Raw genomic sequence first — 23,732 nt, forward strand, 5'->3', positions numbered from 1 at the left:
GGGTTTACGGCCTTCAGGCGCGCGGGCTTTACGGCGAGGACCAGCCGCATGGAGATTTCACCGAAGCCGCGCGCGATTACATCGCCGAGATCCGCCAGGTGCAGCCCTCGGGTCCTTATCTGTTGGGCGGCTTTTCCGGCGGCGGGCTGATCGCCTGGGAAATGGCGCGCCAGCTGGAGGAGGCGGGCGAAGAGGTGGCGCAGCTTGTGCTGCTGGATACCCCCTTGCCGATGCGACCCGGTCTCAGCCGCCGCGACAAGGCGCTGATCAAGCTGGCAGAGCTGAAACGCAAAGGGCCGGCCTATCTGGCGGAATGGGCGAGGAACCGTCTGGACTGGGAGCGCAGGAAGCGCGTCGCTGCGCCGGTCGAGGAAGAGGGCTTCCATAACAGCGCCATCGAGGCGGCCTTCCGCGCCGCATTGCCGCGCTATCAGATGAGCCGGCGCCCCGGTGCAACGGTGCTGTTCCGGCCGCCCCTGGACCGGCAATGGCAGGTTTCGGGCGGGAAATGGGTTTCGGTCGCGAAGGAATATGTGTTTGACGACAATGACCTGACCCGGTTCGCGCCGGCGCTGTGGGTGATCGAGGTGCCGGGCGACCACGATTCCATGGTGCTGGAGCCGAATGTGCGGGTGCTGGCTGCGGCGCTGAAGAGCTTGCTGACAGAGGCTGAGGCGGGGCTGATAAAATCCGGGCTGGCAAAATCCGGGCTGGCAGAAATGGGGCCGCGCGATGCCCCGCTGGCCACGGCGGCGGAATGACGATGGCGACTGTTCTGACCATCATCCTCAACTGGCGCTCGCCGGAGATGACTTTGAGCTCGGCCGAGGCGGCGAGGGTGGCGATGCAGGGGATCCCGGGCGCGATCACCATCGTTGACAATGATTCCGGCGATGGCTCGTTTGAGCGGATGCAGGCCGAGGTGACCGCGCGGGGCTGGGATAAAGCTCCGGTGCCGGTCAGGGTGCTGCAATCGGGCCGGAATGGCGGCTTTGGCGCCGGCAATAATGTCGGCATCCTCGCGGGTCTGCCGGAGGGGTTTGCGGAGGGATTTTTGGGGGGGGCACGCCCCGATTACGTCTATGTGCTGAACTCGGATGCCTTTCCGGCGCCCGATGCGATCCGCATCCTGCTGGATCATCTGGAACTGAACCCCGCCACCGGTTTCGCCGGCAGCTATATCCATGGCGAGGATGGCACACCGCATCACACCGCCTTTCGCTACCCGACCGCGCTGAATGATTTCGAGCGCCATATCCGGCTGGGGATCGTCTCGCGCGCGATGCGGAACAGCATGGTTGCAATGCCGCTCCCCGACCGCGCGACACGGGTGGACTGGCTGGCCGGCGCCAGTCTGATGATGCGGATGGATGTGCTGGACCGGATCGGCCTCTTTGATGAGCGGTTTTTCCTCTATTACGAGGAGACCGATCTCTGTTTGCGTGCGGCGCGGGCCGGGTTCCCAACCGATTATGTGCCCGAAAGCCGGGTGGCCCATATCGGCTCGGTCTCTACGGGCATGGGGAAATGGCAGCGGATCCCGGGCTTCTGGCTGGATTCGCGGCTGCATTATTTCGCCAAGAACCATGGCCGCGCCTATGCGGCGGCGGCGACAGCGCTGGCGGCTCTGGGCGGGCTGATCTGGCGGGCGCGGCTTTTGGTGCAGCGAAAGCGCGATCCGATCGACCCGCCGCATTACCTGCGCGACCTGATCGCGCATGATATCCGGCGCGGTTTCGGCATGAGCCCGGAGCCTGCGCGCGACCATTCCCGGAAAGGGGCCTGAGATGAGCCTGACCGCTATCCTGATCGGCAATGAGACGCTGACGCGCGAATGTGGTGCGCTCTGGCTTTCGCGGGGGCATCGGATCCTGGGCGTCGTCAGCGAGGCGGAGCCGGTCCGGGACTGGGCGCAAGGTGCGGGGCTGGCGCTGTGTGATCTGGCGGATCTGCCGCCTGCCGACTGGATCCTGTCGGTAGCCAATCTGCGCCTGCTGGGGCCGGAGGTTCTGGGGCGGGCTTTGCGAGGCGCGGTGAATTTCCATGACGGGCCGTTGCCGGAACATGCCGGGCTGAATGCACCGGTCTGGGCTATCCTTGCAGGCGAGGCGCGCCATGGCGTGACCTGGCATCTGATCGAGGGCGGCGTGGATCAGGGGCGGATACTCGCTGAGCGCCGTTTCGACATGGCGCCGGACGAGACGGCGCTGACGCTGAACACGCGCTGTTTCGAAGAGGGGCTCGGGTCCTTCCCCGATGTGATGCTGGCACTGGAAAGCGGGGCGGCGCCGCAGGCGCAGCGCCCTGGCGGCGATGCGATGCATCGCCGCGCGGACCGTCCGGCGGCGATGGGGCGGATTGATTTCTGCCTTCCGGCGGCAGAGGTGGTGCGGCTGGTTCGGGGCCTTGATCACGGGCGTTACTGGAACCCGCTGACCACGGCGAAGATCGACACCGGCTCTGAGGTGCTGAATGTCGGAACGGCGGAGCTTGTGGCGGGGGAGGGCGCGGCGGGGACGGTGTTGACCGCCGGGCCGGAGGGGCTGGTGGTGGCCTGTGGCACCGGTGCGGTGCGGCTTGACCGGCTGAGCTGTCAGATTTCCGGCCGTCCGGTGATGGCCTCGATGGTCGGGGCGGCCTGGCTGCCTTTGCCGGGCGGCGACGAAGCGGCGGCGCTGACCGCTGCGGCTGCGGCCCTGGCCCCGCAGGAGGGGCGGCTGCGTGCGGCGCTGCTGGCGCTGCATCCGGTGATCCTGCCGGGAGACCTGCCTGGGGAAAAGGCGGCCGACTGGCGCCGGTTTCCTTTCGGACGCCGGCATGGTCTGGCCGAACTTGCGCTGGCCGGCCTCCGCGCGACTGGTTCTGTCGCGGGCGATTTCGCGAGGGCGGCGCCGGGCCGCACCGGCTATATCGCGGCCTGGGAGCCGTTGCGCGCCGGGGGGGAGACGGTGGCGGCGGCGCTGGCAGGGGTCAGGGCGGCGCTGGCGCGGCCGGCGAGCGGCTGGGCGCTGGATCTGATGGTGCGCGACCAGGCGCTGGCGGGGATCGGGACGCCGCCGGTCGCGCTGTCGGAGGCGGAGCCGGTGGCGGGGGCCGGGCTGGTCCTGACGCCGGAGGCCGTGATCTGGGATGCCGCGCGGCTGGATGAGGCGGCAGCACAGGCTCTGGCCGTGCGGATCGACTGGCTGGCGGCGGAGGTTGCCGGGGCGGGTGCGCGGCCGCTGGCCGATCTGCCCATGCTGACGCCTGCCGAGTATGATCTCGTGATCAATGGGTTCAACCTGACGGGGCTGGAGCATGACCGCGAGGCTCTGGTTCATACCGCCTTTGAGGCCCAGGTGGCGCGGACACCCGATGCCCCGGCTTTGGCCTTTGAGGATGAGGTGTTGAGCTACAGCGCGCTGAACGCCCGGGCCAATCGCGCCGCGCATGTTTTGCGCGGGATGGGGGTCGGGCCGGGGGTGCTGGTCGGGCTCTCGACCCGGCGCAGCGTCGATCTGGTTGCCGGCGCGCTGGCGATCCTGAAGGCGGGCGGCGCCTATGTGCCGATGGACCCCGCCTATCCGGCCGAGCGGCTGGCTTTGTTCGCCGAGGACAGCGGCGCCTCGGTGATCGTGACGCAATCGGATCTGATGGCGGATCTGGTGGCGGGCCTGCCAGAGGGCGTTTCAACGCTGTCGCTGGACCGGGATCCGCGGCTGGCCGGGGCGCCGGACTGGAACCCGGCAGGCGGCGCGCAGCCCGAAGATATCGCCTATATGATCTATACTTCCGGCTCGACCGGGCGGCCCAAGGGGGTGCAGGTCGAGCACCGCAATGTCGCCAATTTCTTCACCGGCATGGATCAGCGGATCGGGCGCGTACCGGGGTCCTGGCTGGCGGTCACCTCGCTGTCTTTCGACATCTCGGTGCTGGAGCTGTTCTGGACGCTGGCACGCGGCTTTAAGGTGGTGATTTCCTCGGATGAGAACCGGGCGCTGGTTTCGGGGGCGCGGATCACCTCGGAGCGGAAGATGGATTTCTCGCTCTATTACTGGGGCAATGATGACGGGCCGGGGCCGAAGAAATACCAGCTTTTGCTGGATGGTGCGCGCTTTGCCGATCAACACGGCTTTGTCGCGGTCTGGACGCCCGAGCGGCATTTCCACGCCTTTGGCGGCCCCTATCCGAACCCGAGCGTGACCGGTGCGGCGGTGGCGGCGGTGACCTCGAATATCGGGGTCAGGGCGGGTTCGGTGGTGGCGCCGCTGCATCATCCTGCAAGGATCGCCGAGGAATGGGCGGTGATCGACAATCTGACCGCAGGCCGCGCCGGGCTGGCTTTTGCCTCGGGCTGGCATCCGGATGATTTCGTGCTGCGGCCGGAAAATGCGCCGCCAAAGAACAAGGCCGCGATGTTCCAGGCGATCCGCGATGTGCGGGCGTTGTGGCGCGGTGAAGGGGTGGATTTTCCGAAGGCGGATGGCACCACATTCACCGTGAAAACACAGCCGCGCCCGGTCTCAGCGGAACTGCCGGTCTGGGTGACGACCGCAGGCAACCCCGAGACCTGGGCCGAGGCGGGGCGGGCCGGCGCCAATGTGCTGACCCATCTTCTGGGCCAGTCGATTGCGGAAGTGGCTGACAAGATTGCGCTCTATCATTCCGCTTTGCGCGAGGCGGGCCATGATCCGGCGGATTTCACCGTCACGCTGATGCTGCACAGCTATATCGCGGCAACGCGCGAGGAGGCGCGGCGCGTGGCCGAGGCGCCGATGAAATCCTACCTCGCTTCGGCGGCGGCGCTGGTGAAGCAATATGCCTGGGCCTTTCCGGCGTTCAAAAAGCCGGCGGGCGCCGCCAATCCGATGGATATCGACCTTGCGGCTTTGTCGGAGGAAGAGAATGCGGCGATCCTCGATTTCGCGTTCCAGCGCTATTTTGACGAGTCTGGCCTGTTTGGCACCGTCGAGGATGCGCTTACCCGCGTCGAGGCGCTGAAAGCGATTGGCGTCGGCGAGGTTGCCTGTCTGGTCGATTACGGCATCGCGCCGGAGGTGGTTCTTGAGGGGCTGAAGCCGCTGGCCGAAGTGGTGCGGCTGGCCAATCAGGGTGGGCCGGCAGCGGATGATTTCTCGATCGCGGCGCAGATCCACCGGCACAAGGTCACGCATCTGCAATGCACACCCTCGATGGCGCGGATGATCGTGATGGATGAGGAAAGCCGTCGCGCGCTGGCCGGGGTAAACACGATGATGGTCGGCGGTGAGGCGCTGCCGGGCGCGCTGGCGGCTGAATTGAAAGCGGCCGGGGTGGGGCGGCTTTTGAACATGTATGGGCCGACCGAGACGACTATCTGGTCGTCGGTCGAAGAGGTGGGCGCGGGCGATCCGGTGGTGAATATCGGCAAGCCTTTGGCGAACCAACAGCTTTATGTGCTGGATGCGGCGCGGCGCCCGGTGCCTGTTGGCGTCGAGGGAGAGCTGTGGATTGGCGGCGAGGGTGTCACGCGCGGCTATTGGCGGCGGCCCGATCTGACGGCGGAGCGGTTTGTTCCGAACCCTTTCCATGCAGGGCGGATGTATCAGACCGGGGACCTCGTACGGCTGCGCGCGGATGGGCGGGTTGATTATGTCGGGCGGGCTGACAGTCAGGTGAAGCTGCGCGGCTACCGGATTGAGCTGGGGGAGATCGAGGCGGTGCTGGAGGCGCAGCCCGGGGTGACCCAGGCGGTGGTGATGGCGCGCGAAGACAGTCCGGGCGATCTGCGGCTGGTGGCGTATGTGAGCGGCAGCGCCGTTGAAACCGGGCTGCGGGATGCACTGGCCCGCGCATTGCCGGAGCATATGAGGCCCGCGCATTATGTGGCGGTGGAGCGCTTCCCGCTGACACCGAACCGTAAGGTCGACCGTAAAGCGCTGCCGGCACCGTCGCGCTTCTTGCCCGAAGCCGGGCCAGCAGCGCCGGACACCGGGACGCCTGTGGCGGCGGCAGCTGTCGCACCGGTGCAACCTGGCGCGGCGGATCCGGCCATCGGCAATGAGATCGCGAAGATCTGGGCGCGGGTGCTTGGGGTGGCGCGGGTCGGGCCTAAGGACAATTTCTTCGCGCTGGGGGGCCATTCGTTGCTGGCGGTGCAGACCCATCGCGAGATCCGTGAGCGGTTGCCGCAGGCGAAGGTGTCAATCACGGATATCTTCCGCTTCCCGGTGCTGGAGGCGCTGGTGGCGCATGTCGGCGGTGGGGCGGTGGGGCCTGTGGTCGCCGTGCAGGCGCCGGTGTTCCGGCCGGTGTTCCAGCCGGTGGCGCAAGTGGCGGTCGTGCAGGCGGTGCCGATGGATGCTGGTCTGGACCAGGCGATGGCGCGGCGCCGCGCGATGCGGCTTGCGCGGCGGGGTGTGGATGCCTGATCCGGGGCAGGTGCTGGCAGTTCGGGCGGCGGCGTTTTTGCCGGCGGGGTGCTTTGTGGCCTCGGCGGATCCTGGTCGGCTCTGGCCGCTTTGGGCCGGAGAAGACACGGCCAGCATGGTGCCGCGCAGGGCGGCGGAGTTTTCCGCCGGGCGGCATGCGGCGCGTCTGGCGATGGCAGCGGCCGGGCTGGAGGGGGGCGCTGTGCCCAGGGGGGCGGATCGCGCGCCGGTCTGGGCTCCGGGCATGGTCGGCTCGATCAGCCATTCGGATCTGGCCTGTATCGCGGCGGTGTCATCAGGGCTGCGGGGGATTGGCCTCGATCTGGAACCGCTTCGGTCGCTGGATCCGGGCGTTGCCGCACTGATCTGCGGGCCGTCAGACCTGGTCGCGGCAGAGGGCGATCCGGGGCTCCTGGTCTTTTGCGCCAAGGAGGCGGCCTACAAGGCGCAATATGCGCTGACGCGCCGGCTCTTTGGCCCTGATATGCTGGCGGTCTCGATCCGGGGCGACATGTTTCGCGCCCGGATGCAGGAGGATGTCGCGCCCTTTGCGGCGGGCGCGGAGATTGAGGGGCGCATCACGCTTTGCGCCGGGCATGTGCTGGCGGTCGCCTGGCTGTGACGGGGCTCAGGCCGGATCGGGGCGGCGGATCTTTGCGGCGGCTTTGAGCACCAGCGGGCGCAGGCCTTCACCACCGGCGTCGATAATCTCGAAGAACTGGCGACGCATCCGGGGCTCCCAGAAATCATTGATATGGCTGGAAAGACCTTCGATGCCTTCGGCCTCGGGCTTGCTCTCCATGAACATGGCGATCTGATTGGCCATGCGCGGGATTTTCGGGTTGATGCCGTCAGTTTGCATGGGGTTGCTCCGTTACGATGCGGTCTGAATGGGTGAAAAGCTCGAATTTTTCCGGACGAGCGAGGGCGATCACCGTGATGCCGAGATGGTCGGCCAGCGCCACGGCATCGGCGGTCGGCGCCGAAACTGCGATCAGCATCCCGGCACCGATGGCTGCAACCTTCTGCACCATATCGGTCGAGACGCGGGAGGTCAGGACCACCGCACCTTCCGGGGGATCATGGCGCACCAGATGACCCGCGAGCTTGTCCAGCGCATTGTGGCGCCCGACATCTTCGCGCGCGGCGAAGAGGCCGCCGGGAACCCAGTAAGCTGCGCAATGGGCTGCGCGGGTGATGTCGTGGAGCGGCTGATGCGCGGGCAACGCCGCGATGGCGTCGCGCACCTCGGCCGGGGTCATGCGGAACGGGGAAGGGGCCACCGGGGGCAGCTCGCGCAGCGCCTCATTGATGCTGTCGATACCGCAGAGGCCACAGCCAACGGGGCCCGCCATGGTACGGCGGCGTTTGGCAAGGCGCGCCTCGGCTTCAGGCACCAGCCAGGACTGCACGTCAATGCCACGCTCGCCCGCGACCACGGTGATCTCTTCGATCTCATGCGGGCGGGCGATGCCTTCGGTCAGCGCGAAACCATAAGCGAAATCAACCAGATCGTCCGGAGTTGCCATCATCACGGCCTGGGTCGTACCGTTAAAGGACAGCGCTACCGCAAATTCCTGCGGCAGCGTGCGGTTTCCCTGTTCGATGGCGTCCCCGCCCTCCCGCGCCCCGAAGAAGAGGCGCGGAACCGGTTTTGATCCGATGGTCATGTCAGCTCCGCCTTTACTCTGCGGCGGGCAGGATCCGGCGCGACAGGGTGGCCTGAGCATTATACTCTTCCTGCCAGTCCGATGGCCCGTTCGAGGGGCTGACCTGCACCGCCGTCACCTTGTATTCCGGGCAATTGGTCGCCCAATCCGAGAAATCGGTGGTGATGACGTTAGCCTGGGTGTCGGGGTGGTGGAAGGTGGTATAGACCACGCCGGGCGAGACCTTGTCGGTGATATCCGCGCGCAAAGTCGTGACACCTGCCCGCGAGGCCAGCCGCACCCAGTCTCCATTGCGGATGCCCCGGTTCTCGGCGTCATGCGGGTGGATTTCCAGCATATCCTCGGGGTGCCAGGCGGTATTGTCGGTGCGCCGCGTCTGGGCGCCGACATTATACTGGCTGAGGATGCGGCCGGTGGTCAGCAGAAGCGGGAATTTCGGCCCGGTCTTCTCATCGGTGGCGACATATTCGGTGCGGATGAACTTGCCCTTGCCACGCACAAACCCGTCGACATGGACCAGCGGCGTACCCTCGGGCGCCTTGTCGTTCACCGGCCATTGCACCGAGCCCATGGTCTCGATCTTCTCATAGCTCACACCGGCGAAGGACGGCGTGGTCATGGCGATCTCTTCCATGATCTGGCTCGGATGGGTGTAGCCCCAGGTCCGGCCAGTGCCTTCCAGCATCGCGTTCGCGAACATCTGGGTGACTTCCCAGTCGGCATAGCCTTGCTTCGGCGCCATCACCTTGCGGACCATGTTGATCCGGCGCTCGGCATTGGTGAAGGTGCCGTCTTTTTCCAGGAAGGACGAGCCGGGGAAGAAGACATGCGCGTAATTCGCGGTCTCGTTGAGGAAGAGGTCATGCACGATGACGCATTCCATCGCCGCCAGACCCGCCGCGACGTGATGGGTGTCGGGGTCGGATTGCAGGATGTCTTCGCCCTGGCAATAGAGGCCTTTGAAGCTGCCCTCGACCGCCGCGTCGAGCATGTTGGGGATGCGCAGACCCGGCTCCGGGTCGATCTTCACGCCCCAGAGGTTCTCATAGATCGCGCGGACTTCGGGGTTTTTGACATGGCGGTAGCCCGGCAGCTCATGCGGGAATGACCCCATATCGCAGGAACCCTGGACGTTGTTCTGACCCCGGAGCGGGTTCACACCAACGCCCGGGCGGCCGATACTGCCGGTCAGCATGGCGAGGTTCGCGATGCCGATTACGGTGGTCGAGCCCTGGCTGTGCTCGGTCACGCCAAGCCCGTAATAGATTGCCGCATTGCCGCCGGTGGCGTAGAGCCGCGCGGCGCCGCGAACCTCTGCCGCCGGAACGCTGGTCAGCATCTCGATCGCTTCGGGCGCGTGGCGCGGGTCGGCGACGAATTCCATATAGTCCTGGAATTCATCCCAGTCGCAGCGGGTGCGGATGAACTCTTCGTTGTAAAGTCCCTCGGTCACGATCACATGCGCCAGCGCGGTAACGATGGCGACGTTGGTGCCGGGCTTCAGCGCGAGGTGATGGCTTGCCCGGTAATGCGGGCCTTCGACCGATTCCGTGCGGCGTGGGTCGACGACGATCAGCTTCGCGCCCTTGCGCAGGCGTTTCTTCATGCGGCTCGCGAAAACCGGGTGGCCGGAATGCGGGTTGGCGCCGATCACGAGGATCACATCGGCCTCTTCAACCGAGTCGAAATCCTGGGTGCCGGCCGAGGTGCCGAAGGTTTGCCCCAGGCCGTAACCCGTCGGCGAATGGCAGACACGGGCGCAGGTATCGGTGTTGTTGTTTTCAAACACACCGCGCGTCAGCTTTTGGACGAGGTAGGTTTCCTCATTGGTGCAGCGCGAGGAGGTGATCACGCCGACCGACTGGCGGCCATATTTCGTCTGGATCGCCTTCATCCGGTTGGCGGCGAAAGACATGGCCTCGGCCCAGGTCACTTCCTGCCAGGGATCGTTGATCGAGTCGCGGATCATCGGGTTCAGGATGCGGTCCTTGTGGCTCGCATAGCCGTAAGCGAAGCGGCCCTTGACGCAGCTGTGCCCCCGGTTCGCCTTGCCGTGTTTATAGGGCACCATGCGGACGAGTTCATCGCCGCGCATCTCGGCCTTGAACTGGCAGCCCACGCCGCAATAGGCGCAGGTGGTGACGACGGACTTGTCCGGTGTGCCGATGTCGAGCACCGATTTCTCGATCAGCGTCGCGGTCGGGCAGGCCTGAACGCAAGCGCCGCAAGAGACGCAATCGGATGACAGGAAGGTGTCCTCTTTGACGCCCGCATGAACGCGGCTCTCGAAACCCCGGCCTGCAATGGTCAGCGCGAAGGTGCCCTGGACTTCCTCACAGGCGCGCACGCAGCGGTTGCAGACAATGCATTTCGACGGGTCGTAAGAGAAATAGGGGTTCGAGTCATCCTTGGGCAGCCAGTCGATATTGGCCTCGCCCGAGGTGTTTTTCGCAGAAAAATGCGTGGCTTCAGCCTCATAGCGCACATCGCGCAGACCGACGGCACCGGCCATATCCTGGAGCTCACAATCGCCATTCGCGCCGCAGGTCAGACAGTCGAGCGGGTGGTCGGAGATATAAAGCTCCATCACCCCCTTGCGCAGCTGTTTCAGCTTGCCGGTCTGGGTCTTGACCTTGATCCCGGGCGCGACCGGGGTGGTGCAGGAGGCCGGCGTGCCATTGCGGCCTTCGATTTCCACCAGACACAACCGGCAGGAGCCGAAAGCCTCGATGGAATCCGTCGCGCAAAGCTTGGGCACGGTGATGCCGAGTTCCGCCGCAGCGCGCATGATGGACGTGCCCTCGGGCACGGTAATCTCGAAACCGTCGATTTCCAGCGTCACTTGGGTCTTCGACTTCGACGCGGGCGTGCCCATGTCGCGGTCGGAGAACATCGGGGCGGGGATGATGAAGTCTTTCATTCTGCTGTCTCCCGGCTGGGAATGGCTTTGATGAGGCTGATGCGGGGCGCTACGGCCCGGATTTTTTCAAAAATCCGGACAAAATTCTTTGAAGAATTTTGCAGCGCTCTCATTCAACCGCCTCGCGGGTGTTGGAGGTGAAATCGTCGGGGAAATGGGTCAGGGCCGACATCACCGGATAGGGCGTGAAGCCGCCAAGCGCGCAGAGCGAGCCGGATTTCATCGTCTCGCACAGATCGGTCAGCAGCGGGATGGCGGCGGTATCGCCGCGCGCGATGCGGTCCAGCGTCTCGACGCCGCGCACGGCGCCGATGCGGCAGGGGGTGCATTTGCCGCAGGACTCGATGGCGCAGAACTCCATCGCGAAGCGCGCCATCGCCATCATATCGGCGGTGTCATCGGCGACGGTCAGCCCGGCATGGCCGATCAGCGCATTCTGGCCGGCATATTCCTCATAGCCGAAGGGTGTTGCAAACTGGCTGACCGGGATCCAGGCGCCCAGCGGCCCGCCGACCTGCACCGCCTTGACCGGGCGGCCGGATGCGGTGCCGCCGCCGATCTCGTTCACGATCTTGTCGAGCGTCAGGCCGAAGGCGATCTCATAAAGCCCGCCGCGAGCGACATTGCCGGCGATCTGCAGCGGGATGGTGCCCTTCGAGCGGCCGATCCCGAAGCTGGCATAATATTCGGCGCCGTGTTGCAGGATCACCGGCACCGAGGCCAGCGAGATCACGTTGTTCACCACTGTCGGGCGGCCCATGAAGCCCTGCAGCGCCGGCAGCGGCGGCTTGGCGCGGACCGTGCCGCGCTTGCCTTCCAGCGAGTTCAGCAGCGCCGTTTCCTCGCCGCAGACATAGGCGCCGGCGCCGACGCGCAGCTCCAGCTCGAACGGCTTGCCCGAGCCCAGCACGTTCTGGCCCAGCAGCCCCTCGACCCGGGCGACCGCGATGGCGGCCTGCATCACCTCATTGGCGTCGGGATATTCCGAGCGCGAATAGATGAAACCCTTGGTCGCGCCGACGGCCACACCGGCGATCACCATGCCTTCGATCAGGGTGAAGGGGTCGCCTTCCATGATCATCCGGTCGGCAAAGGTGCCGGAATCGCCCTCATCGGCATTGGTGACGATGTACTTGCGCTCACCGGGGGCATCATGGACGGTTTTCCATTTGATGCCGGTGGGGAAGCCCGCGCCGCCGCGACCGCGCAGGCCCGAGTTCAGCACTTCCTGCACCACCTCGGCGCCGGTCATTTTCAGTGCGCGTTCCAGCCCCCTGAGGCCGCCATGCGCACGGTATTCCGTCAGCGACAACGGGTCGATGATGCCGCAGCGCTGGAAGGTCAGCCTTGTCTGCGCCTTGAGCCAGGGCAGCTCTTCGGTCAGGCCAAGCGCCAGCGGGCCGCCGTCAAAGATCTGCGCCACATCTTCAGGGGTCATCGGGCCGAAAGCCGCGCGGCCATCGGGGGTTTCCATCTCGACCAGCGGCTCCAGCCAGACCATCCCGCGCGAGCCGTTGCGGGTGATTGTCACATCAACGCCACGGCGCGCAGCCTCGGCCTTTACCGCCGCCACCACCTCTTCGGCACCAAGCGCTTTGGCAGCCGCGTCACGGGGGATCCAGATCCTCATCAGCGCATCCCCTTCACGATCTGGTCAAGTTTTTCGGGCGTCACCCGGCCGACCACCTTGCCATCGACCAGCGCGGCCGGGCCGCAGGCGCAAAGGCCAAGGCAGAAAATCGGCTCCAGCGTGATCTTTCCGTCAGGCGTGGTCTCATGCCAGTCGAGGCCGAGTTTTTCCTTCGCATGGGTCGCCAGCCCTTCGGCGCCCATGGTCTGACAGCTTTCGGCCCGGCAGAGTTTCAGCACATGAGTTCCGGCCGGTTTCGACCTGAAATCATGGTAGAAAGTCATCACGCCGTAAGCTTCGGCTTTCGAGATATTCTGGTTTTGCGCGATCTGTGGCAGCGCCTCTTCGGGCACATAACCAAAGCTTTCCTGAATGGAATGGAGGATCGGCAAAAGCGCGCCCTCGGTCCCGGCATGGGCGGCGAGGATCTCTTCTACACGGGTGGCGATATCAACAGAATCAAGCATGAGCGGGCCTTTCGCTGGCCCCCTGATTTGACGCCCTTATGATAGGCCAATCAATTCTTATTGCCCGTTGAGCGATAGGTGAAACCTATCAGGACATGAGTGATTTCATCAGGAATACTTTTGGATGCCATGGTGCACTTTGCCGCCATTCGCGGCGGGCAGCGGCGACAGGGACGTTACTGGCGGGCGCGGTATTTCTGCGCCTCGTCCACCAGGGCGGCGATGACCGGGGTTTGCGGATCACGCCGCGCGCAGATCAGGCCGACCATATGCTCGACCTCGGGATCCAGCAGCGGGATGGGGATGATCTGGCCACCCGCCGCGAAAATATCGGCAAGGCGCTTTGAAACGATCGAGCACCACTGGCCGGAAAGCACATGGCTGACCAGCACGATGGAGGAATTGCTCTCGACCCCGGGCGGGCGCAGCCCCCCGGCAGCCGCCAGGTTCTGATCGACGATGCGGCGGTTTTGCATGTCCTGGGTCAGCAGGCAGAGGGGCTGTGCCGCCGCCTCGGACCAGGAGAGACGATCGCGCCCGGCCAGCTCGGATCCGGGCGCGCAGATGAAGCGGTAAAACTCGGCGTAAAGCGGTGTCTGGCTGACGCGGCCCAGCGGCTCATTGTCGAGATAGGTGATGCCCGCATCGAGGTCGAGGCTTTCGATCCCGGTCAGGATCTCGGTCGAATTGCGCGACAGCACCGAAAGCGTGACATTGGGGTGGCGGGTGAGAAAGGGGCGGGTCAGCTCCGCCACCATCGGCAGCGCGGTCGGGATCACACCGATCCGCAGATGGCCCGAAAGGCCCGAGCGCGCCACCCGCATCTCATCGCGCAAAGCCCGTACGTCACCGACGATCTGCACCGCGCGCTCCAGCACCCGTTTTCCTTCGGGCGTCAGGCCCTGAAAGCGGGACCCGCGATGGACGAGCTGCACGCCAAGCGTCTCCTCAAGCTGGCGAATGGCCGAGGAAAGCGAGGGCTGGGTAACGCCGCAAGCCTCGGCGGCGCGACCGAAATGGCGCTCTTTCGCCAGCGCGATGAACATCTGCAGCTTGTCGATCATTCTGGCTCTGCACGCATGTTTTCATTTATTTCATGGGGTTTGCAGATTTTGTCTGTGCTGGCCCCGTCACACAGAACCCCGATCATCTGCGAAAAGCAAGGGGATGGCGCCGCCGGGGGCTTTCTTCCCGGCGCGAGGGTGGTCGCCCCGGCAGCGGCGCGCAGGCCAGCTGCAGAGTGCAACTGCCTCAGATATCCGGGTGGTCAGGCAGCCAGAAGGCCATGCGACATATGAAAACAATCGAAATCGTGACGCAAATGCAATTCCGGGCCACCCGCCGGGGGAACGGTCGGTTCTGGGTGAAGCCTGCGGGTAAGTCAGAGCGCGCCTCTGACAGTCTTTGCCGCAAGATCTGCCGCCAGCCCGCCACCATCCGCTCCGACGGCCATCTTCGCAAGCGCGCCGGTTGCGGAGGCAATACCGGGAGCGGTGACGAAAAGCACCGTGAGGACGCGCGCCGCCCTGAACCAGTCAGGCGCGCCGGATGCATCCATGACGGGCAGGCCTTCGCTGTGTTGGCCTCTGCCTGGCACCGTCTTTGCAGGCGATCTGCGGTCATTCTTCCCTGACTGGCTTTCCGGCAGTCTGCCTGCATTCCGATGCGGAGGTTCGCCCCGCCAGGGGATGATGTCTGGCCCGGCCTTCCTGGGGGGGGCGAGATCAGGGCCCGGGCCTTATCCATCAGATACACCCCAGGCAGGGACAGCACCGTCGCCAGCAGAATGACCGGCAGTGGGGGAATTCCCTGCTCTGCCAGCAGCAGAAGAACCGGCATATGCAGAAACATCAGCGGCACCGTCCTGCGCCCGATCCAGACCAGACCGCCCTGAGCCAGCCGGCTCTGCGACAGTGCCATAGCGAGCAGCATCAAAAGCACAGAAAGCGCCACAGCCAGCGCGGATCCCAGCAGGACCGGCCCGAAATTGGCGAATTTCATCGCCAGCGACAGCTTTACCCCGAAAAGGGCAGCGAGCCCGCTCAGCCCGACAACGAAAAGCGCTGTTGCGGCAAGCCATTTCCGGCGATGCAGAACCGGCCTCAGCATGGCCCCTGCGGTGAAGAAGAAAAACGCCATCGGCACCAGATTGGCAAGCCAGGGAACCGGCACGCCTCTGGTCCATTGCATCACCGCAGGCCCCGAGATGAGCCCGAAAAGCGCCAGCGCGAGGATCAGCCGCCTGCCATCCTGACGGGCAAAGAGCCAGTCATGGATCACGATCACCGCAAACAGCACCGGCAGGAACCAGAACACCGCGAAATCGCCACTCAGATACCGCCCGCCCAGCAGCGTACCGCGCAGCAGCCAGGCCAATGAACCGGATTCAAAGCCGTTTTTGGCCGCAAACCACAAGCCGATCAGCAAGAGCCAGAAGAAATAGGGCCAGATCAGCGCCCGCCATTTGCTCGTCACCGCCTCTGCCGGGGCCTGAGGGCGATGCGTCAGCCCGGCAAGCATGAAAAAGAGCGGCATATGAAAGAGATAGATGGCTCTGCTCAGCCGAATCCAGGCCGAATCCCCATCGCGTGGCACGATATGTTCGACATGACCCACAACCACCAGCAGGATGCCGAGCGCTTTGGCTATATCCACCCAGACAAGGCGGCTGTTATTCTCTGGTTGCATCCCCGTCTCCTGGCTTGCCCCGAAAAAGGGGCAGGGACCTGAGGTCCTGCCTCTGCTGGTCGGTTTCCCGCCAGGGGCAGGAATTCCAGCCTGTCAAAGGCGGGCGCCAGCTGCTCACATCGCTCTGTTTCTGCTTTCGGAAGCGGGATCTTACGCGTAGGATTCGCGCGCAGGGGCGCAGGTCCGGATGTCTGATGGAGACCAGTATGTCGAATTTTGAAGCGCAAATTCTTGAAAGCGAAAAGCAGGTCCGGGCCGCGCAGGAAAAGATCACCACCATTACCTCGGTGATCGAAAACGCGCGGATCAAGGCCGAACAGGGCATCGAGCTGGACGTGGAGAACGCCACGCTCGAAGATGTCCACAAACATACTGATGTGATGAACGCGAATATCGCCGAGCTGATCATGGGGCTTGACGATGTCACCGCCGCTTTCTCGAAGGATTTCGATGAAATGCGGACCAAGACCGGCTGGGAAAGCTTTGTCGGGATCTTTTCCTCGGGCAAATCCGAAAGCCTGCGCCAGGAGCGGCTGCGCTCGGCCACCATTGACGACAAGCTGCAGGATCTGATCTCGAAATCGGATGTGATCGTGAAACTGCTGCAGGGGCAGCTGGAACTGCTGAACGGGCAGAAGGCGAAGGTCGAGGCGAATCTCGCGTCGACGCTGACCGACCGTGAAACCACCGTGGCCGAACTGGAATCGGTGCGTGCCGAAGTGGCAGCGATGGATCCGCGCCTGATCGAGCTGGAAAACCGCATCGCGGTCGAGATGGATGCGGCGGCGCGGACCAAACTGGAAACCGAACTCGCCGGGCTGAACGCCAAACACAATGCGCTGATCCAGGACGAGCAGGTGAAACTTGCCCGCAGCCAGACGCTGGAGCGCTATATCGAAAAGGGCAAGACCTGGGTGGACAGCCTGACGAACCAGGCCGCGACCCAGCTGGTGCTGATCAACAAGCTGCAAACGGATACCCGCCAGCGCGTGGTGCTTTATGACGCGCTGACCTCGTCCCTGAAGACCGCGCAGCAGCAGGATGTGGCGCACCGGATCAACGAGATCGGCGTGAAAACCGATCAGGAGGCCCAGGCGGCCATGGCGGCCATTGGCTCGGCGACCAATGCGAAAATGGCCGATATGCTGGAGGCACATGAAGGCAATATGGTGTTTGCCCGCAAGATCCTTGAGGAAAAAGCCAAGGCGGATGAACGCTTTGCCCGCCGCTTTGCCGCCATTGTCGAGAAGCACGACAAAAACGCCTACGGTGGATGATGGTTGCCCGGCTTCTCAGCCGGGCCTTCCCGCCCGGATTGATCCTGATCGCGCTTGGCATCGTTCTGATCGGGCTTGGCACGGTGCTTGACCATTACGATATGACGCGCAGTGAATGGTATGCGGGCGAGGCGGGGATCGTCGTGCTCGCCATAGGCAGCCTCCTGGCATTTGCATCGGTGATGGCGGTGCTGTTCGGGGCGGATGATCCGCCTGCGGGCGGGGATGGCGGGGGAGGCGGTGATGGCTGATAACAGCGTGAAAGAGGCGCTGGTCAGCGATCATGCCGAGATCTACGAGCCGGCCCAGGCGCGGCGCTATTTCACCAAATTCGGCCGGATCGGCGGTTATCTGGCGCGGGTGGCGGCGGAATTCGAGAAAGAGGGCCGTTTCAGCCGGATCGAGACCCGGGTGCTTGCCGGCTACCTGAACGGCGTGATCGGAACCTTTCGCGCGCTCAGCCATAAATATCTGATGAGCGGCCTTGCCGAGGGGGCGCCGCGCCTGACCATCGACCGCCACGAAAGCGGCTTCCCGGTGGTGCAGGAGCTGATGATGATGGCGGTGGATGCGCAGCAGGCCGAGCGGCATCTGTCCGGCATGGCCTCGGAGGCGGAACTCAGGGACCGGATGGTGCGCACCATCGTGGGCGAGCGTAAGGTGCCGGTACAGCTGCAATTCGCGCTGAGCCAGCGGCTTTACTATGAGGCGGTGCGGGCTGGCGGCCTGTTCCATGCCCGCAATGATCCGGATGTGCAATGGCTGGGGCAAAGCCGCGACCGGCGGCGCTATCTGATCCATTGGGCGGTCTGGGATTCTGGGCTGAACCTGCCGGTGGTCTATCTGCTCGATCTGGAAGATTCCGGTCGCCGCCCGCTGCCCGAAGACGCCTATCGCTGGCCCGGCATCCAGCAAAAGCTGCTGGCGCAAAGCATGGGCGGGCTGAAACTGGTGACCCTGGCCACCGGTTTCGACAAGGATTTCGAGGATGTGCGCCCGAAACGGCTGCGGCGGATCACACTCGGGCCGATGTATTCGTCGGGCTTCACGCTGCAATCGGGGCCGATCTCGCATGTGCTGGACGATGCCCGTGCGCCGGAGGGCGAGGACTGGGCGCTGGTCTGGACGCTGGAGGATCTGGTCTCCGACCGCGAAGAGATGGTCAGGGATGGCTGGTTTTCATCGCGCCCGGCTCAGATCTGGCGGCTGGCGCCGGTTGTGGGCGCCGATACCGGCGCGACCCTGTTTGAGCGGATGATTGTGCTGCCGGAGCGGCCCTATCAGGTTCTGGTGGAACAGGACCCGCCCGGGCTGCGCGGGATCCGGAAATTCGTGGTTGGCGCCGGGGGCAGGCTGATCCCTGGCTAGGGGGCGCTGCCCCCGCCCGCGCTGGCGCGCGGACTCCCCCGGGATATTTAGAGACAGATGAAAGCGGCTTTTCATCTGTCCTTAAATATCCCCGCCGGAGGCATGAGCGGTTGAAGCCGGGTGATCCGGCAGGAAGGAAGAGAGATGGTTGCGCGCGATACAATGGAACTGAAGGAAGAGACGATCCGGGCGCAATATGAGGCCGCGCTTGGGCTGGTTTCCGGTTTCGATCACGCGCCGCGGCTGGCAAAGCCGCAGGAGGTGGCGGCGGTGGCGGAGCGCTCTCCCGGGATCGGGGCGCGGCCGCGGTTCCGCTCGACCGTGCCGGGAATGGCGGCGCGGCCTGCGGCCCGGCCAGGGGGGGTGCGGTTGTTTGACCGGATCGAAGGGCTCTCGGATGGGCTTTTGTCGCCGGCACAATCGGCGGCGCTGAATGTGCTGCGCCGCGCGCTGGCGGTTGCGCTGGCGATGGGCGACACTTTCGCGGCGCAATCGGGGCTTGCCGAGCTGAAACGCGCCAATCTGGAGGGGCGGCTTCCCGAGGCGCGACGGGCGGAATTCAGTGAACTGCTGCAGGCCGAGGCGCTGGCGGTGCTTTACACCTTTGCCAATGCGAGTGCTTTCCTGATCGCGCCGCATCTGGGCAGCCAGTCGGTCGAGATCGGCGAGGTCGAGGAGGTGCTGACCGACAATGCCCCCCTCGCGCTGCAGGGCGTGCTGTGGGAGCTGGATCAGGATATTGCCGTTCTCGCCCCGGATGACGCGCGGCTGGTGGCGGTGATTTCGGCCTTTGCCGAGGCGCTGATGCAGAAGGTCGCGCTCCGGGCCGAGACTGCGCCCCGCATCGCGGCCTATACCGGCGGATCCTGGAAGGTCGAGGCCGATGGGCTGCTGATCGCCGGCTTCCGCCCGGCGCGGGCGGCAAAGGGCGGCCAGATCACCATGGCATTCAAAAAGCCGCATGAGGTGGTTGGCAACCATATCGCGAAATATCAGAGCCTGCGTCTGTCAAAAATGCTGATGGCATATGATTTTGAGCGGCGCCTTAATCCATTTGCCGAACTGGGCGGGTTTATTTTCACCTTCATGGGGGATGGCAAGCCCGGAACCGGTAAAACCACGCTGATCCAGATGATGGCGGGGCTTTTGAATGATTATTGTCAGATCGCGGGATATCCGTTCCGCTATCAGAATTTCTCGATTGACCAGATCGACAGCTATCAGGGTAAGTCGGGCCAGAACGCCAAAGCGTTTGTCGACACTATCCTTGACCCATCCGTTATCGGTTTTGGCACGATTGACGATATTGACCAGGTGGCCGGAAAGCGCGGTGATCGTCTGTCCAGCGCCGGTCAGCAGGAGGTGACGGCGGTATTCATGGGGGCCTTCGCGGGATCGGGCACGGTGGTACGCGGCAATTGTACCTTTGGCATGTTCTCGAATTACCCGGAAAATGTTGATGACGCGCTGAGGCAAAGGGCAGGGGCGCGGTTCCTTGTCGACGGGCCACAGACGCGCGAGGATTATATCGACATCCTGTCGCTTCTCTTGGGGAAGAACCACGCCATTCCGCTGGGCGAGCATGATCTCTTTGCCGCTCAGGAGATCAAAAAGGCAGTGCAGGCCAGTTTCGAGGGTCATTCCCGCCCGCATGAGGCGGGTCTGGTGACGGTCTGGGAAGAGATTGGCAATAAAGTTGGCCCGCTGGATACAATCGCGAAGATCGGTTCATATCTGAAAGCGATCCAGCAGGCGGATGAGCGGTTCACCGGTCGCGCCATCAAGAATATCACCGATGCGGTCAAGGTCCGGGCGATGGATTTCGAATTGCCCGATGAATGGATGGAAGAGCCGGATCTCTTCCTCTTCAAACCCTATGATGAGAAGCTCGCGATGATCCGCGGGCTGATGACGCCGATCACGGTCGAGATGGTGGTGCAGGAAATCAACCGCTATGCCGACAGCGAATTCCGCTATGCCGATAACTCCGATGAGGTGGCGGTGCAGAACATGGTCCGCGATTTCACCCGGCAGGAGGAAGCGAAGCGTCGCTATATCGAGGGCAAGGGCTGATGGACGGCCAGGCGGAGTCCGGGCTTGAAAGCTATGTGATCTGGGGGTTGATCGCGACGATCTGGCTCTCGGCCACCTGGTTTGTGCTGAAACAGCTGTGCAATTCCCGGGGCACGATGCGCTTTGTGCTCTTTGTTTCCGGTGCTCTTATGGTGGCCATCGCAGCGGCCCCTCTCTGGTTTGTGGTGATGCTGATGCTTATGGCGATGGGAACCTCTGGCCCCGAAGGCCCGGTCGGGATCGGCAGCGCGGCCATCGTCTCGGGTGCTGTGCTGGGGGGGATCACAGGGCTGGTGCTCACTATGGTTGTGATGATGCGCAAACGCCCGGAGGTCGCAGGGACATGAAGCGCCTCATTGAAAAGGGCCTGATGTATGGCAATCTGATCGAGGTCTCCTCGCCGCAGCTGGTGGCGCGCTATAATCGCGCGCTGAAGGCGCTGATCGGTCGTGAGACCACGCTGACCGATTTTCATATCGACCTCTCGGGGTTCTCGCCCGAGATCGGTGATGAATTCGATGATCCATATTACCTCAATCCGAACGGCGCCAACCGGCAATTCATCCTGCTCAGCACGGCGCAAAAGACCGCGCCTTTGCTGAATATCCGCTTTTCGACCGCGCGCGGCATTCTGGTGCAATTCATCGAGGCGAATGAGGCGCAGCTTTTTGCGCTGACCGCCCGCGATGTGGTGGCGGGTGAATTGCAGGGATCGGTGTTTTCAGTGGAAAAGCCCGATCAGCTTTTCCGCATGCGCCGCGTCACCGTCGAGGCCGATACAATCGGCGGCCATGTCGCCGATGCCGAAAAGCTGGCCACCCTGATCGAGCGTTTTCGCCGCGAGCCCGATGGCTGGCGCGATGAGGCGCTGATCCAACAGATGATCGGGCTTGCGGCGCGCACGGGTGATGTAACGCGGGTGCCGATCCATCTGCCGGCGATGGCATTTGAACAGCACGATTTCTGGTCGGGTCTGTTTGGCGGCATCTATATCTTTCAGGGCCAGAAATTCCCCGCCGCCATCACAAGGCGCCCGATGATGGAGTTCGGCACGCTTCCCATCGCGCAGGTGATGGATTTCAGCCACAGGAACCATATCGCCGACTGGCTGGATCGCAATCAGCTGGTCGAGCCGGTGGTGCAGGCGCGGGGCAGCGGGGCAGGGGCGATCCTCAGACAGAAGATGGATTTCATCCTGGTCAATGTCGCCGATCAGCTGGGCATTGATATCGGCGCCGCCCGGCGGACCGAGTTGCGCAAGCTCGCCTATCGGCTGGGCGAGGCGCTGCCGCAGGAATTTCTCGGCCTTGCCGCCATGCTGGCCTGGACCGAAGAGGCCGGGCCATGGCCGCGGATTTCCAGCGAGCATCCGGCCTATTTCTACACGATCCGCGCCCGCCCCGGCCCGAATCGCGACCTGATCAATATGCTGCTCTCGGAACTGGCGCTGATGGATGTCCGTCAGCTTTTCATCACCCATAAAGAGCGGTTCTACGAGGAATACCGCAGCTGGTCCGATACGAAACGGCAATATGTGGCTGATTTTCTTGAGCGGGAGTATAAGGTCGACAAGGAAGGCGCGCGCGAGACGCTGTTCGGGCCGGAACCGAAGATGGATGAGCTTGCGCGCCCCGAGATGCAGGCCGGGCCAAAGCCCGTGGGCGACAGAATGCCGGCCGGGCCCTGGGGCAAGCCCTTTCAGCGCCGGGACAGGTAGCGCATAACGTAAAGCAGGATGCGGAACGGAGGACGGGGACGCGCATGATCATCGGCTGGATCAGACTTGCCTTCTTCATGTTGATCGGCCTGACGATCGCCTATTTCCTGGCCTCGGTCTATTCGCGCTCGGTGCGGCGCGAAAAGCTGGAAAAACACTGGCAGAGCGCCGCGCTTGAGGGCGACCGCGAGGCCTTTGTCGCGCGCGGCATGCAGGCCTATGAAAAGGGGCTGAAACGGCGGCTGCTGTGGCTTATCTATATCATTCCCATGATCGCCTTTAACGCGATCTTCTTCTATGTGAACTGGTTCTGATCCGATGCGCTATGTCAAATGGACCCTCTGGCTGATCGTCTTCATCCTGGTGGGCGGCTTCCTGCATTACACCTTGCCGCAGCACGATATCGTGCGCATCGTCGGCACCGAGAACCGCCGCGTGGATATCGGCGAGAATTCCCTGTTCTGGAGCCGGGCCGAGGTCGGCATGACCGACAGCACCTCGCGCGATGTGTTCTTCATCAATGCGGTCTCCCCCGATGGCAGCCCGATGGAATATCGCAACGAGGATACCGGCTGGGGCTGGCCGCCCTATTTCAAGATCGACAGTTTCGGGCTGCAGACGCGGTCCAAGGATCTGGTCTCGACCCCCGCCGCTCCGGTCTGGGTCGAGGTCACGCATTACGGCTGGCGCAACAAGTTCTTCACCATCTTCCCCAATGCGGTTTCGGTGAAACAGGTCGCGGGGCCGGATGTGACGGTGATCCCCTGGGTCTCGATCGTGATCCTGCTGGTGCTGGCCTTCCTTTTGTTCATGGTCCGCCGCATGTGGATGCAGTTCCGCGAGCGGATGGTCGATCCGGCCATGGTCAGGGCCGAACAGGCCTTTGACCGTGTCGATGCCGGCGTTGGCGAGGTACGGGCGGGTGCGCGCGGTATCTGGGGGCGCATCCGGGCCTGGCTCGACAGCTGGAAATCAAAGCCGAAGCGCTGAGCACGGCGCTATAAACGGCAAAGGCCCGACCAGTGGTCGGGCCCCGGGCAGGATAGTCTCGACTGTCAGACCTTGATCTTGCCTTCCACGCCTTTGACCGCGATCCGGGCCATGCCGAGATTGGCAGTGGAGCGATCAAGCGCGACATAGATAAAGACCAGCGGGTTCGAGGTCAGCGGGCGGATCAGGTGGAACTGCTCGCCAAGGGTGATGAGAATATCTTCGATTTCGTCGTCCAGCCCCAGAGCCTGCATCGCGCGATGCTTGGCGCGAACGACTTCTGTATTGGCGGCAGCGGCGGTCTCAATGTCAAATTTTGCCGATTTCTTTTCGGAAACAAGCATCAGACCGGTTTCGCTGTCGACGAGGCAGGCGCCGATAAAGCCAGCGATATCTTTGAGTGCCGAGATGTTGGTAGCCATTATATTACCCAGGTTAAACACACGCTCACTTACTGTGAACACCATTGTTCTGAGCCCGGAAACGGACGAAAAAACGGCAAGGAATCGTCAATTTGATCCGGAATTCGGGGTATTTTCATCC

At 63.8% G+C, this 23,732-nt stretch carries 20 protein-coding genes; 12 read left to right on the plus strand and 8 right to left on the minus strand.

Annotated elements, in window-relative coordinates:
• From DRF71_RS01375 to DRF71_RS01390, 4 genes are all read left to right on the plus strand, one after another.
• Nucleotides 1–761: thioesterase domain-containing protein (locus DRF71_RS01375; protein ID WP_157970986.1), on the plus strand; the 761-nt coding region annotated here is incomplete at its 5' end.
• 2 nt (nt 762–763) lie between these two features.
• Nucleotides 764–1,786 carry a glycosyltransferase family 2 protein gene (locus DRF71_RS01380; RefSeq protein ID WP_112308840.1) on the plus strand — a complete coding sequence of 341 codons (1,023 nt, stop codon included), beginning with the start codon at nt 764–766 and terminating at the stop codon, nt 1,784–1,786.
• A gap of 1 nt (nt 1,787) precedes the next feature.
• Nucleotides 1,788–6,389: a MupA/Atu3671 family FMN-dependent luciferase-like monooxygenase gene (locus DRF71_RS01385; protein ID WP_112308841.1), complete on the plus strand. Its 4,602-nt coding sequence runs from the start codon at nt 1,788–1,790 to the stop codon at nt 6,387–6,389.
• Nucleotides 6,382–7,011 (plus strand): 4'-phosphopantetheinyl transferase family protein, encoded by a 630-nt coding sequence (locus DRF71_RS01390; protein ID WP_198672036.1) that lies wholly within the window; start codon nt 6,382–6,384, stop codon nt 7,009–7,011. Before DRF71_RS01385 ends, DRF71_RS01390 begins: the two co-directional genes overlap by 8 nt.
• A gap of 6 nt (nt 7,012–7,017) precedes the next feature.
• On the opposite strand, the gene DRF71_RS01395 is transcribed toward DRF71_RS01390, so the two are convergent.
• From DRF71_RS01395 to DRF71_RS01425, 7 genes are all read right to left on the minus strand, one after another.
• Nucleotides 7,018–7,251 (minus strand): formate dehydrogenase subunit delta, encoded by a 234-nt coding sequence (locus tag DRF71_RS01395; protein WP_408634510.1) that lies wholly within the window; start codon nt 7,249–7,251, stop codon nt 7,018–7,020.
• The gene (gene fdhD, locus DRF71_RS01400; protein ID WP_112308843.1) at nt 7,241–8,059 is read right to left on the minus strand and encodes a formate dehydrogenase accessory sulfurtransferase FdhD; all 819 of its coding nucleotides are present in this window, start codon (nt 8,057–8,059) and stop codon (nt 7,241–7,243) included. The genes DRF71_RS01395 and fdhD overlap by 11 nt, the downstream gene beginning before the upstream one ends.
• 13 nt (nt 8,060–8,072) lie before the next feature.
• Nucleotides 8,073–10,979 carry a formate dehydrogenase subunit alpha gene (fdhF, locus tag DRF71_RS01405; protein WP_112308844.1) on the minus strand — a complete coding sequence of 969 codons (2,907 nt, stop codon included), beginning with the start codon at nt 10,977–10,979 and terminating at the stop codon, nt 8,073–8,075.
• A gap of 109 nt (nt 10,980–11,088) precedes the next feature.
• Nucleotides 11,089–12,609, minus strand: coding sequence for a formate dehydrogenase beta subunit (locus tag DRF71_RS01410; protein WP_112308845.1), 1,521 nt, complete (start codon nt 12,607–12,609; stop codon nt 11,089–11,091).
• On the minus strand, nt 12,609–13,076 hold the full coding sequence (locus DRF71_RS01415; protein ID WP_112308846.1) for a formate dehydrogenase subunit gamma: 468 nt from the start codon (nt 13,074–13,076) through the stop codon (nt 12,609–12,611). Before DRF71_RS01415 ends, DRF71_RS01410 begins: the two co-directional genes overlap by 1 nt.
• A gap of 176 nt (nt 13,077–13,252) precedes the next feature.
• The gene (locus tag DRF71_RS01420) at nt 13,253–14,140 is read right to left on the minus strand and encodes a LysR family transcriptional regulator (RefSeq protein WP_112308847.1); all 888 of its coding nucleotides are present in this window, start codon (nt 14,138–14,140) and stop codon (nt 13,253–13,255) included.
• A gap of 187 nt (nt 14,141–14,327) precedes the next feature.
• Nucleotides 14,328–15,764: an acyltransferase family protein gene (locus DRF71_RS01425; RefSeq protein ID WP_112308848.1), complete on the minus strand. Its 1,437-nt coding sequence runs from the start codon at nt 15,762–15,764 to the stop codon at nt 14,328–14,330.
• A gap of 206 nt (nt 15,765–15,970) precedes the next feature.
• Here DRF71_RS01425 and DRF71_RS01430 point away from each other — a divergent pair, with 206 nt between their 5' ends.
• The 8 genes from DRF71_RS01430 to DRF71_RS01465 all read left to right on the plus strand — a co-directional run bounded on the left by DRF71_RS01430 (nt 15,971) and on the right by DRF71_RS01465 (nt 23,189).
• Nucleotides 15,971–17,041: a hypothetical protein gene (locus tag DRF71_RS01430; protein ID WP_112309907.1), complete on the plus strand. Its 1,071-nt coding sequence runs from the start codon at nt 15,971–15,973 to the stop codon at nt 17,039–17,041.
• Nucleotides 17,041–17,292, plus strand: coding sequence for a hypothetical protein (locus tag DRF71_RS01435; protein WP_157970864.1), 252 nt, complete (start codon nt 17,041–17,043; stop codon nt 17,290–17,292). The genes DRF71_RS01430 and DRF71_RS01435 overlap by 1 nt, the downstream gene beginning before the upstream one ends.
• Nucleotides 17,285–18,409: a hypothetical protein gene (locus DRF71_RS01440; RefSeq protein WP_112309908.1), complete on the plus strand. Its 1,125-nt coding sequence runs from the start codon at nt 17,285–17,287 to the stop codon at nt 18,407–18,409. Before DRF71_RS01435 ends, DRF71_RS01440 begins: the two co-directional genes overlap by 8 nt.
• Before the next feature lie 144 nt (nt 18,410–18,553).
• On the plus strand, nt 18,554–20,482 hold the full coding sequence (locus tag DRF71_RS01445) for an AAA family ATPase (RefSeq protein ID WP_112308850.1): 1,929 nt from the start codon (nt 18,554–18,556) through the stop codon (nt 20,480–20,482).
• Nucleotides 20,482–20,829, plus strand: coding sequence for a hypothetical protein (locus DRF71_RS01450; protein WP_112308851.1), 348 nt, complete (start codon nt 20,482–20,484; stop codon nt 20,827–20,829). The genes DRF71_RS01445 and DRF71_RS01450 overlap by 1 nt, the downstream gene beginning before the upstream one ends.
• On the plus strand, nt 20,826–22,199 hold the full coding sequence (locus tag DRF71_RS01455) for a DUF6638 family protein (RefSeq protein WP_112308852.1): 1,374 nt from the start codon (nt 20,826–20,828) through the stop codon (nt 22,197–22,199). Before DRF71_RS01450 ends, DRF71_RS01455 begins: the two co-directional genes overlap by 4 nt.
• A gap of 44 nt (nt 22,200–22,243) precedes the next feature.
• The gene (locus tag DRF71_RS01460; RefSeq protein WP_232831243.1) at nt 22,244–22,513 is read left to right on the plus strand and encodes a hypothetical protein; all 270 of its coding nucleotides are present in this window, start codon (nt 22,244–22,246) and stop codon (nt 22,511–22,513) included.
• Between the two features lie 4 nt (nt 22,514–22,517).
• On the plus strand, nt 22,518–23,189 hold the full coding sequence (locus DRF71_RS01465; protein ID WP_112308853.1) for a DUF1523 family protein: 672 nt from the start codon (nt 22,518–22,520) through the stop codon (nt 23,187–23,189).
• Nucleotides 23,190–23,254: 65 nt separating this feature from the next.
• Here DRF71_RS01465 and DRF71_RS01470 read toward each other — a convergent pair whose 3' ends face one another.
• Nucleotides 23,255–23,656 (minus strand): roadblock/LC7 domain-containing protein, encoded by a 402-nt coding sequence (locus DRF71_RS01470; RefSeq protein WP_232831244.1) that lies wholly within the window; start codon nt 23,654–23,656, stop codon nt 23,255–23,257.
• Nucleotides 23,657–23,732 lie beyond the last annotated feature (76 nt).

It is taken from the genome of Pseudogemmobacter bohemicus (assembly GCF_003290025.1).
In the GTDB taxonomy this organism is placed as follows: domain Bacteria; phylum Pseudomonadota; class Alphaproteobacteria; order Rhodobacterales; family Rhodobacteraceae; genus Pseudogemmobacter; species Pseudogemmobacter bohemicus.

What these genes read in the sequence shown, in the direction of transcription:
- DRF71_RS01380 (WP_112308840.1), top strand. Translation starts at nt 764, where the DNA reads ATGGCGACTGTTCTGACCATCATCCTCAACTGGCGCTCGCCGGAGATG.
- DRF71_RS01385 (WP_112308841.1), top strand. Translation starts at nt 1,788, where the DNA reads ATGAGCCTGACCGCTATCCTGATCGGCAATGAGACGCTGACGCGCGAA.
- DRF71_RS01390 (WP_198672036.1), top strand. Translation starts at nt 6,382, where the DNA reads ATGCCTGATCCGGGGCAGGTGCTGGCAGTTCGGGCGGCGGCGTTTTTG.
- DRF71_RS01395 (WP_408634510.1), bottom strand. Translation starts at nt 7,251, where the DNA reads ATGCAAACTGACGGCATCAACCCGAAAATCCCGCGCATGGCCAATCAG.
- fdhD (WP_112308843.1), bottom strand. Translation starts at nt 8,059, where the DNA reads ATGACCATCGGATCAAAACCGGTTCCGCGCCTCTTCTTCGGGGCGCGG.
- fdhF (WP_112308844.1), bottom strand. Translation starts at nt 10,979, where the DNA reads ATGAAAGACTTCATCATCCCCGCCCCGATGTTCTCCGACCGCGACATG.
- DRF71_RS01410 (WP_112308845.1), bottom strand. Translation starts at nt 12,609, where the DNA reads ATGAGGATCTGGATCCCCCGTGACGCGGCTGCCAAAGCGCTTGGTGCC.
- DRF71_RS01415 (WP_112308846.1), bottom strand. Translation starts at nt 13,076, where the DNA reads ATGCTTGATTCTGTTGATATCGCCACCCGTGTAGAAGAGATCCTCGCC.
- DRF71_RS01420 (WP_112308847.1), bottom strand. Translation starts at nt 14,140, where the DNA reads ATGATCGACAAGCTGCAGATGTTCATCGCGCTGGCGAAAGAGCGCCAT.
- DRF71_RS01425 (WP_112308848.1), bottom strand. Translation starts at nt 15,764, where the DNA reads ATGCAACCAGAGAATAACAGCCGCCTTGTCTGGGTGGATATAGCCAAA.
- DRF71_RS01430 (WP_112309907.1), top strand. Translation starts at nt 15,971, where the DNA reads ATGTCGAATTTTGAAGCGCAAATTCTTGAAAGCGAAAAGCAGGTCCGG.
- DRF71_RS01435 (WP_157970864.1), top strand. Translation starts at nt 17,041, where the DNA reads ATGGTTGCCCGGCTTCTCAGCCGGGCCTTCCCGCCCGGATTGATCCTG.
- DRF71_RS01440 (WP_112309908.1), top strand. Translation starts at nt 17,285, where the DNA reads ATGGCTGATAACAGCGTGAAAGAGGCGCTGGTCAGCGATCATGCCGAG.
- DRF71_RS01445 (WP_112308850.1), top strand. Translation starts at nt 18,554, where the DNA reads ATGGTTGCGCGCGATACAATGGAACTGAAGGAAGAGACGATCCGGGCG.
- DRF71_RS01450 (WP_112308851.1), top strand. Translation starts at nt 20,482, where the DNA reads ATGGACGGCCAGGCGGAGTCCGGGCTTGAAAGCTATGTGATCTGGGGG.
- DRF71_RS01455 (WP_112308852.1), top strand. Translation starts at nt 20,826, where the DNA reads ATGAAGCGCCTCATTGAAAAGGGCCTGATGTATGGCAATCTGATCGAG.
- DRF71_RS01460 (WP_232831243.1), top strand. Translation starts at nt 22,244, where the DNA reads ATGATCATCGGCTGGATCAGACTTGCCTTCTTCATGTTGATCGGCCTG.
- DRF71_RS01465 (WP_112308853.1), top strand. Translation starts at nt 22,518, where the DNA reads ATGCGCTATGTCAAATGGACCCTCTGGCTGATCGTCTTCATCCTGGTG.
- DRF71_RS01470 (WP_232831244.1), bottom strand. Translation starts at nt 23,656, where the DNA reads ATGGTGTTCACAGTAAGTGAGCGTGTGTTTAACCTGGGTAATATAATG.